Origin of the sequence: Rahnella sp. ATs2, from assembly GCF_051851855.1 — a bacterium.
In the GTDB taxonomy this organism is placed as follows: Bacteria; Pseudomonadota; Gammaproteobacteria; order Enterobacterales; family Enterobacteriaceae; genus Rahnella; species Rahnella variigena.
Genome location: NZ_JBLYPL010000012.1, coordinates 80,968 through 93,258, shown reverse-complemented (window position 1 = coordinate 93,258; position 12,291 = coordinate 80,968). Strand labels below are relative to the sequence as shown.

The following is a 12,291-nucleotide window of genomic DNA, read 5'->3' as shown; positions in this document are numbered from 1 at the left end:
TCCTCCTTCGCAGAGGAGGCCCAAACCTTCCGGTATTTTTCCCGTTACATTCCGCTTACATCCCAAAGTTGCGATCAGCATCCTTGCAGCCAGAAGTCTTTTCCGCAAAACTGGTCAGTGTAAACGATTACCCTCACGGAAAACGGAAGTGTTATGGCGACGATTAAGGATGTAGCAAAACTGGCAGGCGTATCGGTTGCGACCGTTTCACGCGTGATAAACCATTCCCCAAAAGCCAGTGACAGCTCGCGGGAAGCCGTACAGAACGCCATGCAACATCTGCAATATCACCCAAATGCCAACGCCCGCGCCCTGGCTCAGCAGGCGACCGAAACGCTGGGGCTGATCGTGGCCGATGTTTCCGATCCGTTTTTCGGTGCGATGGTCAAAGCCGTCGAACAGGTCGCCTACGCCACCGGCAACTTTCTGCTGATTGGTAACGGTTACCATAACGTGGAAAAAGAGCGTCAGGCCATTGAGCAACTGATCCGCCACCGCTGTGCCGCGTTGGTGGTTCACGCCAAAATGCTGCCGGAAGATGAACTGACCAGCCTGATGCAGCAAATCCCCGGCATGGTGCTGATTAACCGCACGTTGCCGGGCTTCGAACAGCGCTGTATCGCCCTCGATGACCGCTACGGCTCCTGGCTGGCGACGCGTCATCTGATCCAGGCCGGACATCAGCGCATCGCGATTTTATGTTCCAACCACGGTATTTCCGATGCCAGCGACCGTTTGCAGGGGTATATCGACGCGCTGACGGAACACAATATTCCGGTCGATGACAAGCTGATTGCTTACGCGGAACCGGATGAAATTGGCGGCGAAAAAGCCATGGCGGATTTACTCGGACTGGGCAAAGGATTCACGGCGGTGACCTGCTATAACGACCCGATGGCCGCCGGTGCATTATCGGTATTAAGCGATAACAGCATTGATGTGCCGGGCGAGATTTCGCTGATTGGCTTTGATGACGTACTGATTTCGCGCTACCTGCGCCCGCGCCTGACCACGGTACGTTATCCGGTGGTGGCGATGGCGAATCAGGCTGCGCAACTGGCGTTAGCCCTGGCAAACGGTCAGCCGCTGCCGGAAACGACCCACATGTTCAGCCCGACGCTGGTGCGCCGTCACTCGGTAAGCAGCCCGTCGAATACCTAAAGCGACTGATGATAGACGCGCACCGGTTTGTCCGGATAATCCAGCGCGTCGCCGATATATTTCCAGCCAAAACGTTCGTAATAGCCGGTAAATTCGGCGTAGAGATACAACTCATGAAAGCCGCTGCGGCGGCTCTGCTCCAGCACAAATTCCTGTAACTGCTGCCCCAGCCCGCACGAACGATACGCTTCATCCACGTATAACGCGGCCAGCCACGGCGTCAGATCCTGACGGCTGATCAAATCGCAGCGCCACAATCCCACCGTTCCCGCTAATGTCTCTCCGTCGAGCGCAATAAAGGTTTGCGGCAAATCTGCGCCGGTCAGACAGCTTTTCACCACACTGGCAAAAAACGCCCGGCTGTTTTCGCTGCCAAACGCCTGCCACAGCCAGTCTGTTACCGCATCGGCAAATTCCGGCATTTCGGTGAGATTAATGATTTTCATCGCGCTCAGACCAGCTTGCCCTGGAAAATCGGCACAGACTCAAACAGATAACCGTCAAACTCCGGTGCATCGACATCCGACAGTTCCATCAGCGTATTTTTGACGTTTTCCATGTGCTGCCACATCGCCTGATACGAGCCCATCACGTCGCGGCGGCGCAGTGCGGCCAAAATATTCTGATGATCAGCCAGCCATTTCAGGCGGTAACCGCGGGTCGCGATATGGCTGTGTAACTGTTTCCACAGCGGGCTGGAATCGCGGTGCATCCAGATATTTTTCACCGAGTCGAGCAGCATCTGGTTTTGCGTCGCACCGGCAATCAGCAGATGAAACAGCCTGTCGTTGTCGCCGCTTTCATCATTGGCGACGATGGCGATTTGTTCCTGCTCCAGCGTGCGGCGCAGGTTTTCGATATCCGCTTTGGTGGCCATTTTGGCGGCAAACGCGGCAATATTGCTTTCGAGCAACTGCCGCGCCTGCAGGATTTCAAAGGGGCCAATCTGCCCCTGATACATCAGTTCGTCTTCGCCTTCTTCCTGAGAAGGAATGCGGATCACGTACACGCCGGAACCCTGACGGATATCCACCGTGCCTTCCAGTTCCAGCATCAGTAAGGCTTCGCGCACGATCGTCCGGCTGACACCGTAGGTTTCCGCCATATTGCGTTCGGGCGGCAGGCGGGATCCCACGGCGAAATGCCCTTGCTTGATTTGCTCACGCAGGTCGTGCCCGATTTCCTGATACTGTTTTCTGTCCTGCGAAACCACACCTTTTTCCACACAATCACCCTGATGCAAAAACAATAAAGACCGGATGTTACTGTATCAGAGATAGCGCCTGATCCAGCACTTTTGCACCGTTTAACGTGCCGTAAGCCACCATGTCGATCACTGCAATCGGGATACCGTGCTCATCAGTCAGCTTTTTATTCTCCGCCAGCTTAAAGCGCACCTGCGGTCCGAGCAGGACGGCGACAATATCACGGCCATAAGCGTCCAGTTCATCGCGCAGGTTATTTTCCGGGATGGCGTAAATCTTAAATTCCAGACCGCGCGCGGCGGCTTCTTTTTCCATTTTGGTGACCACCAGTGACGTGGACATCCCTGCCGAACAGGCTAAAACGAGTCGTTTCATAGTGTTTTCCTTAGGTTATTTTTCCTGGTCATCGAGCGTTAATGACAACACACCACTTTCACTGAGCGATTTAAACCAGTGAGATGATTTCTTCTGACGGCGATCACGGTTGTTATCAAGATCAATCTCAATAAGACCGTAACGGTTTTTAAAGGCGTTCATTGGCGAGACATTATCGGTAAATGCCCAGAGCATATATCCCTGACAATTCGCACCGTCTTCCCGCGCTTTTAATGTCCAGTAAAGATGCTCGGCAACAAATTCAATACGATAGTCGTCCTGAATTTCCCCGCTTTTTGCATCGCGGAACTGACCTTCATTTTCGATACCCATACCGTTCTCAGCAACAAACCACGAAATATTTCCGTATTCCGTTTTAATGCGCATCGCCATGTCATAAACAATTTTTGGATAGATTTCCCACCCGCGCGATTTATTCATCCGGCGTCCGGGCAATTCGAAATGTTCGTAGTAATACGCCGGATGGAACGGCGTATCTTTATTCCACTCGCGGGACGGAGCTTTTACGCGGTGCGGGTAATAAAGATTAATACCCACTTCATCCACGGTGTTATTACGGATAACCGCCAGTTCTGCTTCTGAATAATCGAAATGCACGCCGTGCTTTTCCAGTAATTCCAGCAACTCCTGCGGATATTCCCCTTTAATCATCGGATCCAGAAATACGCGGTTGTAGAATAAATCGTATAAATGCGCCGCCCTTTGGTCATGCGCCGCCGATGAACGGGCATACGTCACTTCCGGATTTAAAATCACCCCGACGGTGCCTGCGGCGTTATATTTTTTGCGATGGAACAGCTCGACCACTTTGGCGGTCGCCAGCACTTTGTGATGATTCCACTGCATCCATTTCGCGGTGTTTTGCTCGAACGGCCAGCGGATCGCATCCAGATACACGCGGGTCTGCACCACCACCGGTTCGTTGAAGGTAAACCAGCGGCTGACTTTTCCGGCATAGCGTTCAAAGACTTTTTCCGCGTAGAGCACAAACAGTTCGACGACTTTTTTTGAGCTCCAGCCATCGTATTTTTCAATCAGAAATGCCGGTAACTCGTAGTGCTCCAGACACAGCATCGGTTCGATGCCGTTGCGTTTCATCTCATCCAGATAGTCGTCAATGTAGGCGGCGTATTCTTCATCAACGGTGCCCCGTTCGTAGTCGGTGAAAAAGCGCGACCAGTTAACCGACGTGCGGTAATGCGTCAGTCCGCTGGCTTTCATCAGCGCCACATCTTCTTTGTAGCGGTTGATGAAATCGGTGGCTTTCGCCGGGCCGTAGCCGTTGTGCCAGACATGGCGGTTGTTTTTGTACCAGAGATCCAGATACGAATCCTGCCCGTCTTTTTTGCCGCTCCAGCCTTCGGTCTGCCACGCAGAAGCCGCAGCACCGAGAATAAATCCGTCAGGAATGGCGATTGAAACCTTACTCATAACGTCCCTCTTTTTCCGAATGGTTTACGCCGTAGCGGCCTGTTTCTGGCTCTGTTGCAGGGCTTCCAGCTGCGCCTGTTCGGCACGGCGTGCAGCCACTTTCACGAACGGCAGATAAATCAGTACCGCCACCACGATGCAGCCAATTTGCGTGACCACCGCGCCCATCGACCCCGCAGTAGAAAGCCAGGCGTTGATAATCGGCGGTGTGGTCCATGGCACCATGACGACGGCGCGTCCGGCGAAACCAAGGCTCGTCGCAAAATAACCGATGGTGCCGGTGATCAGCGGCGTGATGATGAACGGGATCGCCAGAATCGGGTTGAGCATGATCGGCATACCGAAAATTACCGGTTCATTGATGTTGAAGAAGCCTGGCCCGAGAGAAAGCTTGGCGATTTCGCGCATCTCTTTACGCCTTGTAGCGAGCATCACCGCCAGCAGCAAACCGATAGTGCAGCCGGAACCGCCGATGCTCATATACACATCCCAGAACGGCATGGTGATGATGTTCGGCACTTCATGGCCCTGCTCAAACGCTGTCATGTTGACCATGATCGCGCCAAGCAGCAGCGGTTCGCGGATCGGTTTAATCATCTGGTTGCCGTGAATACCGATCACCCAGAACAGCTGCGCGACAAACATCAGCAGCAGGATGCCCGGCAGGCTTTGCATCACCGATTCCAGCGGACGCTGAATCACCTGATACACCGCGTCGTACAAATACATGCCGGTAACGCGATGGAAAACAAAGCCAAAGGTCGCGACGATAACCACGGTAATAATGGCGGGAATTAACGCCGAGAAAGACGCCGACACGTTAGGCGGCACGCTCTCCGGCATTTTTATACGCAGGCCGTTTATCCGCTCGAGACGGGAATAAATTTCAACCGACAGAATGGCAATAAACATGCCAAGGAACAGGCTTTTGGTATCCGAGAATTGTTTTGCCAGTACATCTTTGACTTCCTGCATCTGGCCATTGACCATCATATCGACGGTGGTCGGCGTCACGGCAATAAAACAAATTACCGCCAGCAGCCCCGGAAATAACGAGCGTGAGCCGTTAATTTTCCCGAGTTCAATACCAATTAAAAATACGGCACCGATGGTCAGAAAACTCAGCGTGGCGTAGTTAATACTGCTCATGATCGGCTTAAGCGTTGCCAGCCAGGAGAACATTTCAAAATGGGCTAATCCGTTTTTCGGATCCATCACCATATTAGAAATTAAAACTGAGAATGCCCCCACAATAATAACGGGCATTAACGTGATAAAAGATGCCTTAATAGCCATGATATATCTGAGGCTATTAAAGGTATTGGCGAATCCCCCGAGAGAATCGATAAAACGGTCTTTCAGTGACATGACAGCACCTCATTTTCTTTTTTCTATACTTCACAGGTGTTGGTTTCGTCTTCACCTTTTTATATTGAATGAGGATTAAAGGTGTCGTCCGAAGCTGAGTCAGAATCCGGTTCTGTTAATTATCCTGTCGGCCACTTTCCGGCGAACTTTCCGTAATGTGGCATGCCAAAAAATAGCGGAATACGAATTAATTTCTGTGACAGCGTTCTCACATGTGAATATTGGAATTCCAATATGATGAATTCACACTTTTCTGGTATACCAATTTGGAGTTTTCGATGGAATTCGATCTGGAACAAACGGTGATGGAGTTATTGATGAACGCCGGAGAAGCACGTTCAAACGCGATGATGGCGATTCAGCACGCACGTAAAAAAGAGTGGGAACAGGCTGATGCGATGCTGAAAGCCTCGGACGACGCGGCGCGGGTCGCACACAAAGTACAGACGCAGCTGATTGGTCTGGATGAAGGCGTGGGCAAAATCCCGGTGAATCTGATCATGGTGCACTCGCAGGATCATCTGATGACCGCCATGCTGTGCCGTGATCTGGCAGAAGAGATCGTGTTACTGAGAAAAGAGATGTTTGATAAACAGTAAATTCAACACGAAAGAGTAAAGGTCGCCCGATCAGCTCCCTCCCCTGCGAAGGGGAGGGCTGGGGTGGGGTATTAAGGTCAAAAACAAAATTCAAAGTGTGCTTTGGCCGAGAGTTAGCCTTTAAAACCCCCTCCCGACCTCCCCCTTCGCAGGGGGAGGAGCAGAGCAAATTCCCTCTCACATTCAGGAGCAGGGACTACAATTCCAGAGCAATTAACTCTTCCACCGTCTGCCTGCGACGAATCAACCGCGGCACGCCATTCTCAAACAACACTTCCGGCAGCAGAGGGCGGGTGTTGTAGTTCGATGACATCGATGCGCCGTACGCGCCGGTATCGTGGAACACCAGATAATCGCCGATGTGTACCGGCGGCAGCGGGAAGGTTTCCACTCCGCCGCCTGCCTGCTGGGTAAACACGTCGCCGGATTCACAAAGCGGACCGGCGATCACGGCGTCCGTCAGCGGTTGTCCGCTCACATCGCGGCCATCGGCCGGTAACAGCGAAATATGATGATAGCTGCCGTACATCGCAGGGCGCATCAGGTCGTTAAAACCTGCATCACACAGCACAAAGTGACGGCTGCCCATGTCTTTCACCGCACGGATTTGCGCCACCAGCACGCCGGATTCCGCCACCAGGAAACGTCCCGGCTCGATCTCCAGTTTAATCTCGTGCCCCAGGTGCGCAGCGATTTGCTCACGCGCCCGGTTCCACAGGCCAAAATAGTGGCCGGTATCAATGGATTCTTCTTCGAAATGATACGGGATCGACAACCCGCCACCGGCTGAAATCGCTTCAATATCTTGTCCGGTTTCAATTACCTGACGCACCATCGCATCGCAAACCTGCTCAAGATGACCGTAATCCACGCCGGAACCGATATGCATATGAATACCCACCAGTTTCAGGCCGTAACGTGCGATCTCCGCCAGCGCCTGTGGCAAATCGGCATACCAGATCCCGTGTTTGCTGTTTTCACCGCCGGTGTTAGTTTTCTGGCTGTGCCCGTGACCGAAGCCCGGATTGACGCGCAACCACACCGGATGTCCGGCTTTATGCTGACCAATCTGACTGAGCATGTCGATGGAACCGGCGTTCACCGGAATATCCAGCGCCGTCACGCGTTCCAGCGTCGGCTGATCCAGCACGTCTGCGGTGAACACAATCTCACTGTCTTCACGACCCGGAATAAAACCGGCCACCAGCGCACGTTCAATTTCACCCAGCGAAACAGAATCGACCTTCACGCCCTGCTCGCGCATCAGACGCAGAATATGAATGTTGGAACAGGCTTTTTGTGCAAAACGGACGACGTCAAACTGACGCAACTGCGCGATGCGCGCTTTAATAATCTCCGCGTCATACGCCCACACAGGGCAGCCAAATTGTTGCGGCAGAGCCAGTAAATTCGCGGCATTAAGCGCGGTAGACATATCGTTCAGGGCGCGTGGCATAAGATTTTCCGTCAGGTGAATTCAGTCATATTTCCCTCAGTATGCCGCGTAATAATCTGGCGATAAAATATCTATTTCAGGCCAGTCTATTCATTTATGATATGGATAAATCACGCCGTTTACCGGATAAACCATGCCTGCGATTTCCCTGCGCCATATCGAAATTTTTCATGCGGTAATGACCACTGGCAATCTGACCGAAGCTGCCGCGCTGCTCAATACCTCACAGCCGACAGTCAGCCGCGAACTGGCACGCTGCGAAAAGCTGCTGAATTTGCAATTATTCGAACGCCTGCGCGGGCGTTTATATCCTACCGTTCAGGGTCTGCGGCTGTTTGAGGAAGTGCAGCGCTCGTATTACGGGCTGGACAGGATCATCAGTGCGGCGGAAGGGATCCGCCAGTTCGAGCAGGCACAGCTCTCAATCGCCTGCCTGCCGGTGTTCAGTCAGTCGCTGCTGCCTGCGGTGTGTAAACCGTTCCTCGACCGTTACCCTGACGTCAGTTTCAATATTGTGCCGCAGGAATCGCCGCTGCTTGAAGAATGGCTGTCCGCGCAGCGCCATGATTTAGGGCTGACGGAAAATACCCAGACGCCTGCCGGAACCGAACGCCAGACGCTGCTGACGCTGAATGAAGTCTGCGTACTGCCTGCCGGACATCCTCTGGCTGAGAAATCACGACTCACGCCACAAGATTTCAGCGGCCTGAATTATATCAGCCTGTCGGCGACTGACAGTTACCGGCAACTGCTGGATACTTTATTTACGGAACAACAGGTTACGCGGCGACTGGTGATGGAAACCCACAGTGCGGCGTCGGTGTGCAGCATGGTGCGCGAAGGCGCGGGCGTGTCGATTGTCAATCCGCTGACCGCGCTGGACTATTCTGTTAAAAACAGCGAGAGCGGCTCTGTTAAAAACAGCGAGAACAGCTCTGTTAAAAACAGCGTCAACGGCGTCGTATTACGGGAATTCAGCATTGCCGTACCCTTCACCGTCAGCCTGATCCGCCCGCTGCACCGCCCCGCTTCCGCACTGGTAAACACATTTATCGAACACTGCCATCAGCAGGCGCAGCGCTTTGCCGATCGCCTTAAAGCCGCGCTGACTCGCTGAACAAAAACAAAAAAGGCCACGCCGGATATTTTCCGCGTGGCCTTTTATCTTCTCAATGTACTGATTTACGCGACGGCTTTTTCCGCTTTCTTCGCCGCACGGCGGAAAGTGATCACACACAGCACGAAGCCGATGGCGCCCAGTCCGCCCGCCGCCAGCGGTACGGTGCTCAGCCCCATTCCGCGTTCAATGACCGCACCGCCAACCCACGCGCCCAGCGCGTTGCCGACGTTAAAGGCGGCAATGTTCAGCGTGGAAACCAGATTCGGCGCATTTTTACCGTAAGTCACGACGTTAACCTGGAGCGCCGGCACCGCAGCAAAGTTCACCATCGCCCAGATAAACAGCGTGATTTCGGCGGCCACCAGATGCACGCTGGTGTAGCTGAACAGCACGGAGAATATGGCGATCATCAGGAACGTCATGGTCAGCGAGATGCCCAGACGCCAGTCGGCCAGACGTCCGCCCAGCACGTTACCGATGGTCAGACCGAGGCCAATCAGCAGCAGCGTCCAGCTGACACCGTGCTCAGTTACGCCGGTGATTTGCGTCAGGATCGGCGCGATATAGGTAAACAGCGCAAACATCGCCGCCGCAAAGAAAATGGTGATCGACAGCGACAGCCACAAACCAAGGCTGCCCAGCGCACGGATTTCCTTGCGCAGATCGGTCGGCTCTTCTTCTTTCTTATCCGGCAGTTTTTTATACAGTGCAAACAGCGACGCCACACCAATCACGGCCACTACCCAGAATGTTGAACGCCAGCCGAAAGCCTGCCCGAGCGCGGTACCGAGCGGAACACCCAGCACGTTAGCCAGCGTCAGGCCGGTAAACATCAGCGCAACGGCTGAAGCACGGCGGTTAGGTGCCACCAGACTTGCCGCCACCACCGCGCCAATCCCGAAGAAGGCACCGTGACACAGCGCGGTAATGACACGCGACAGCATCAGGAAACCGTAGCTATAGGAAAGCGCGCACATCACGTTGCCAATAATAAAGATGCTCATCAGCAGCAGCAGGGTTTTCTTGCGCGGCAGTTTTGCCGTCAGCACGGCCATGATCGGCGCGCCGATCGCCACGCCCAGTGCGTATCCGCTGATTAACCAGCCTGCAGAAGGAATACTGACATTCAGATCCCCCGCCACGTTGGGGAGCAGCCCCATAATGACGAATTCGGTGGTACCGATGGCAAACGCGCTTAGCGCCAGTGCCAGGAGTGCGACAGGCATAAAAACTCCGGATATTTTTAGTTATGAGTAAAGGCTCCGGTATGACACCGGACTGGCTTAAATACCACGTTGATCACACTTTTGACCAGACGCAGTCTGTGCCCTTGCTGCCTGAAAAATATCCGTTTTGAGGATTAATCTTTACATAACAATACATTGCGGAAAATGCGCTAAAAGCGGAAAAGGAACCGATTCCAGTGATTTATTTCCCCCGTCAGCTCAGCGCTTTTCTTCTTTCAGCGAAATCCAGCGCGGATTCCCTTTAAACCACTCCACCAGAAAATCGAGCAGCGCACGCAACGCCTTTGGCATTTGCCGTCGTGATGCATAAATCGCATAAATCCCCATTTCCTGCGGCTGCCACTGTTCAAGTAACGGAACCAGTTGCCCGCTGGCAATCAGCGGCGCTGCCGAGTAATAAGGCTGCATGACAATCCCCGCGCCTTCAACCGCGCCGGTCAGCAGTACCAGCGATTCATTGGCGCTCAGATTGCCGCTCACCGGGATCGCCACCTGCTCGCCCTGCCGTTCAAATTGCCACAGGCTTTTGCCGAAGTACGTGTACGTCAGACAATTATGCACCGCCAGATCCTGCGGATGTTGCGGCGTGCCCTGCGCGGCGAGATAAGCCGGAGAAGCGCACACCACGGAAGGACACAGCGCCAGCGGCCGGGCGATCAGATTCGGATCCAGATCGTTAGTAATACGCAGCGCCAGATCGATACGGTCTTCGACCAGATTGATCGCCCGGCTTTCCAGCTGAAGATCGATACTGACCTGCGGGTGTCGCCGCAAAAACTCGGTGACCGCAATCACCACCGCGCCCTGCCCGAATGATTGTGAACAACTCAGACGCAGCAAACCGCGCAGCGCTTCATCGCCCGTATCCGCGACGCTGGCCATTTCCGCCGCCACTGACAACATTTTCCGGCAACGCGCCAGCGTGTTTTCGCCCGCATCCGTCAGGCTGAGTTTGCGGGTAGAACGGTGCAGCAGGCGCGCGCCCGACCACTTTTCCATCTCCGACAAATAACGCGTCACCATCGCCCGCGACATATTCAGCGACTCGGCAGCATTGATCATGCTTCCCCGTTCAACGATGGCAACAAACACTTGTGCAGCGGTAATTCTGTCCATGATTCGTCCGGTTTATGCAACAAACAGTTGCGCATTATCCGGTTTTTCCCGCGGATTATGCAACGTACAGTAGATACTTACTGAATGTGATTATTAATGCCCCTGAGGAAACCCCATGCAACTGAAACATCTGACTCTGATCGCCGCCCTGCTGGGCAGCAGCCTTTCCGCTCACGCCGCCAGCGCGCTGAAAATGGAGGTGTATAACCCGGGTGAAAACAGCATTTTCCCGGTGTCCTCTGAAATCATCACCGGCGAAAAAGAAGCGGTACTGATCGACGCGCAGTTCCAGCGCAATGATGCTGAAAAACTGGTGGAGATGATTAAAGCGACCGGCAAGAAACTGACCACCGTGTACATCAGCCAGTCAGATCCTGATTTCTACTTCGGGCTGGACGTGATCCGCGCCGCATTCCCGGAAGCGAAAGTGATAGCCACGCAGGCAACGGTGAATCAGATTAATGCGACTAAAGACGGCAAAGTCGCATTCTGGGGGCCACAACTAAAGGACAACGCGCCAAAATCCGTCACCACGCCAGAGCCGCTGAAGGGCAATGAATTCACGCTCGAAGGCCATAAATTTGAAATTCAGGGCGTGGATGCAGAACGTACGTTCGTGTGGATCCCTTCATTAAAAGCGGTGGTCGGCGGCGTGCTGGTAAATGGCGACAACATGCACGTCTGGACCGCAGATACGCAGACTGCGACAGCGCGTAAACAGTGGGTGGAAGCACTGGATGAAATTACCGGCCTGAAACCGGACGTCGTGGTGCCGGGACATTTCCTGACGGGTGCGCCAAAAACGCTGGAATCGGTGAAATTCACCCGCCAGTACCTGCTGACACTGGAAAAAGAATTACCAAAAGCGAAAGATTCCGCGGCGCTTATCACTGCGATGAAAAAACATTATCCGCAGCTTAAAGATGATTCGTCATTAGAACTGAGCGCGAAAGTATTGAAGGGCGAAATGAAGTGGCCGCAGTAAATATAGATAACGAATAACGGATTTATTATAACGGCAGAAAATATCCTGCCGTTATTTTATTTTCAGAAACCTTAGAAACAGAGCATCAAGTAAAATCATACAGTTATAAATTAACTTTCTAAAAAAAATTGCCATCACTTTCCCCTTCACTCTCAATGCTTTAATAAATCATTGAATAGTAAAAAACAGCATAATAAAATCCTCCCG

Annotated in this window: 12 protein-coding genes; 4 read left to right on the top strand and 8 right to left on the bottom strand. The window is 53.2% G+C overall.

The features are described from left to right. Positions 1 to 153: 153 nt before the first annotated feature. Positions 154 to 1,161 carry an HTH-type transcriptional regulator GalR gene (gene galR, locus ACJY2G_RS14805; RefSeq protein WP_112288286.1) on the top strand — a complete coding sequence of 336 codons (1,008 nt, stop codon included), beginning with the start codon at positions 154 to 156 and terminating at the stop codon, positions 1,159 to 1,161. Here galR and ACJY2G_RS14800 read toward each other — a convergent pair. Genes ACJY2G_RS14800 through ACJY2G_RS14780 form a run of 5 tightly spaced genes read right to left on the bottom strand, consistent with a single transcriptional unit; the run spans position 1,158 to position 5,561 of the window. Beyond that, the gene (locus tag ACJY2G_RS14800; RefSeq protein ID WP_439291887.1) at positions 1,158 to 1,607 is read right to left on the bottom strand and encodes a GNAT family N-acetyltransferase; all 450 of its coding nucleotides are present in this window, start codon (positions 1,605 to 1,607) and stop codon (positions 1,158 to 1,160) included. The genes galR and ACJY2G_RS14800 overlap by 4 nt on opposite strands. A 5-nt stretch (positions 1,608 to 1,612) precedes the next feature. Then, a complete protein-coding gene (locus tag ACJY2G_RS14795; protein WP_095923259.1) occupies positions 1,613 to 2,386 on the bottom strand; it encodes an FCD domain-containing protein in 774 nt (257 codons plus the stop codon). Positions 2,387 to 2,423: 37 nt separating this feature from the next. Continuing rightward, positions 2,424 to 2,741 (bottom strand): PTS sugar transporter subunit IIB, encoded by a 318-nt coding sequence (locus ACJY2G_RS14790; RefSeq protein ID WP_112288284.1) that lies wholly within the window; start codon positions 2,739 to 2,741, stop codon positions 2,424 to 2,426. 15 nt (positions 2,742 to 2,756) lie between these two features. Next, entirely contained in the window at positions 2,757 to 4,193 is a 1,437-nt protein-coding gene (locus ACJY2G_RS14785; protein WP_439291885.1) for a glycoside hydrolase family 1 protein, read from the bottom strand. A gap of 24 nt (positions 4,194 to 4,217) precedes the next feature. Continuing rightward, positions 4,218 to 5,561 (bottom strand): PTS sugar transporter subunit IIC, encoded by a 1,344-nt coding sequence (locus tag ACJY2G_RS14780; protein WP_113877584.1) that lies wholly within the window; start codon positions 5,559 to 5,561, stop codon positions 4,218 to 4,220. Between the two features lie 278 nt (positions 5,562 to 5,839). Here ACJY2G_RS14780 and ACJY2G_RS14775 point away from each other — a divergent pair, with 278 nt between their 5' ends. Then, positions 5,840 to 6,160: a PTS lactose/cellobiose transporter subunit IIA gene (locus ACJY2G_RS14775; protein ID WP_439291884.1), complete on the top strand. Its 321-nt coding sequence runs from the start codon at positions 5,840 to 5,842 to the stop codon at positions 6,158 to 6,160. Between the two features lie 196 nt (positions 6,161 to 6,356). Here the strand turns inward: ACJY2G_RS14775 and lysA are convergent, their stop codons facing one another. Further along, positions 6,357 to 7,616, bottom strand: coding sequence for a diaminopimelate decarboxylase (gene lysA, locus ACJY2G_RS14770; RefSeq protein WP_439291883.1), 1,260 nt, complete (start codon positions 7,614 to 7,616; stop codon positions 6,357 to 6,359). A 133-nt stretch (positions 7,617 to 7,749) separates the two neighbouring features. Here lysA and ACJY2G_RS14765 point away from each other — a divergent pair, with 133 nt between their 5' ends. Then, positions 7,750 to 8,733: a LysR family transcriptional regulator gene (locus tag ACJY2G_RS14765; RefSeq protein WP_439291882.1), complete on the top strand. Its 984-nt coding sequence runs from the start codon at positions 7,750 to 7,752 to the stop codon at positions 8,731 to 8,733. A 65-nt stretch (positions 8,734 to 8,798) separates the two neighbouring features. Here the strand turns inward: ACJY2G_RS14765 and ACJY2G_RS14760 are convergent, their stop codons facing one another. Both ACJY2G_RS14760 and ACJY2G_RS14755 read right to left on the bottom strand, forming a co-directional pair. Then, positions 8,799 to 9,962 carry an MFS transporter gene (locus tag ACJY2G_RS14760; protein WP_113877581.1) on the bottom strand — a complete coding sequence of 388 codons (1,164 nt, stop codon included), beginning with the start codon at positions 9,960 to 9,962 and terminating at the stop codon, positions 8,799 to 8,801. A gap of 219 nt (positions 9,963 to 10,181) precedes the next feature. Further along, positions 10,182 to 11,099 carry a LysR family transcriptional regulator gene (locus tag ACJY2G_RS14755; RefSeq protein ID WP_120163080.1) on the bottom strand — a complete coding sequence of 306 codons (918 nt, stop codon included), beginning with the start codon at positions 11,097 to 11,099 and terminating at the stop codon, positions 10,182 to 10,184. Between the two features lie 115 nt (positions 11,100 to 11,214). Here ACJY2G_RS14755 and ACJY2G_RS14750 point away from each other — a divergent pair, with 115 nt between their 5' ends. Beyond that, positions 11,215 to 12,084, top strand: coding sequence for an MBL fold metallo-hydrolase (locus ACJY2G_RS14750; RefSeq protein ID WP_439291881.1), 870 nt, complete (start codon positions 11,215 to 11,217; stop codon positions 12,082 to 12,084). Positions 12,085 to 12,291: the final 207 nt, after the last annotated feature.

Bases quoted from the DNA above. Each gene is read 5' to 3' on its own strand.
- galR (WP_112288286.1), top strand. From the start codon at position 154: ATGGCGACGATTAAGGATGTAGCAAAACTGGCAGGCGTATCGGTTGCG.
- ACJY2G_RS14800 (WP_439291887.1), bottom strand. From the start codon at position 1,607: ATGAAAATCATTAATCTCACCGAAATGCCGGAATTTGCCGATGCGGTA.
- ACJY2G_RS14790 (WP_112288284.1), bottom strand. From the start codon at position 2,741: ATGAAACGACTCGTTTTAGCCTGTTCGGCAGGGATGTCCACGTCACTG.
- ACJY2G_RS14785 (WP_439291885.1), bottom strand. From the start codon at position 4,193: ATGAGTAAGGTTTCAATCGCCATTCCTGACGGATTTATTCTCGGTGCT.
- ACJY2G_RS14780 (WP_113877584.1), bottom strand. From the start codon at position 5,561: ATGTCACTGAAAGACCGTTTTATCGATTCTCTCGGGGGATTCGCCAAT.
- ACJY2G_RS14775 (WP_439291884.1), top strand. From the start codon at position 5,840: ATGGAATTCGATCTGGAACAAACGGTGATGGAGTTATTGATGAACGCC.
- lysA (WP_439291883.1), bottom strand. From the start codon at position 7,616: ATGCCACGCGCCCTGAACGATATGTCTACCGCGCTTAATGCCGCGAAT.
- ACJY2G_RS14765 (WP_439291882.1), top strand. From the start codon at position 7,750: ATGCCTGCGATTTCCCTGCGCCATATCGAAATTTTTCATGCGGTAATG.
- ACJY2G_RS14760 (WP_113877581.1), bottom strand. From the start codon at position 9,962: ATGCCTGTCGCACTCCTGGCACTGGCGCTAAGCGCGTTTGCCATCGGT.
- ACJY2G_RS14755 (WP_120163080.1), bottom strand. From the start codon at position 11,099: ATGGACAGAATTACCGCTGCACAAGTGTTTGTTGCCATCGTTGAACGG.
- ACJY2G_RS14750 (WP_439291881.1), top strand. From the start codon at position 11,215: ATGCAACTGAAACATCTGACTCTGATCGCCGCCCTGCTGGGCAGCAGC.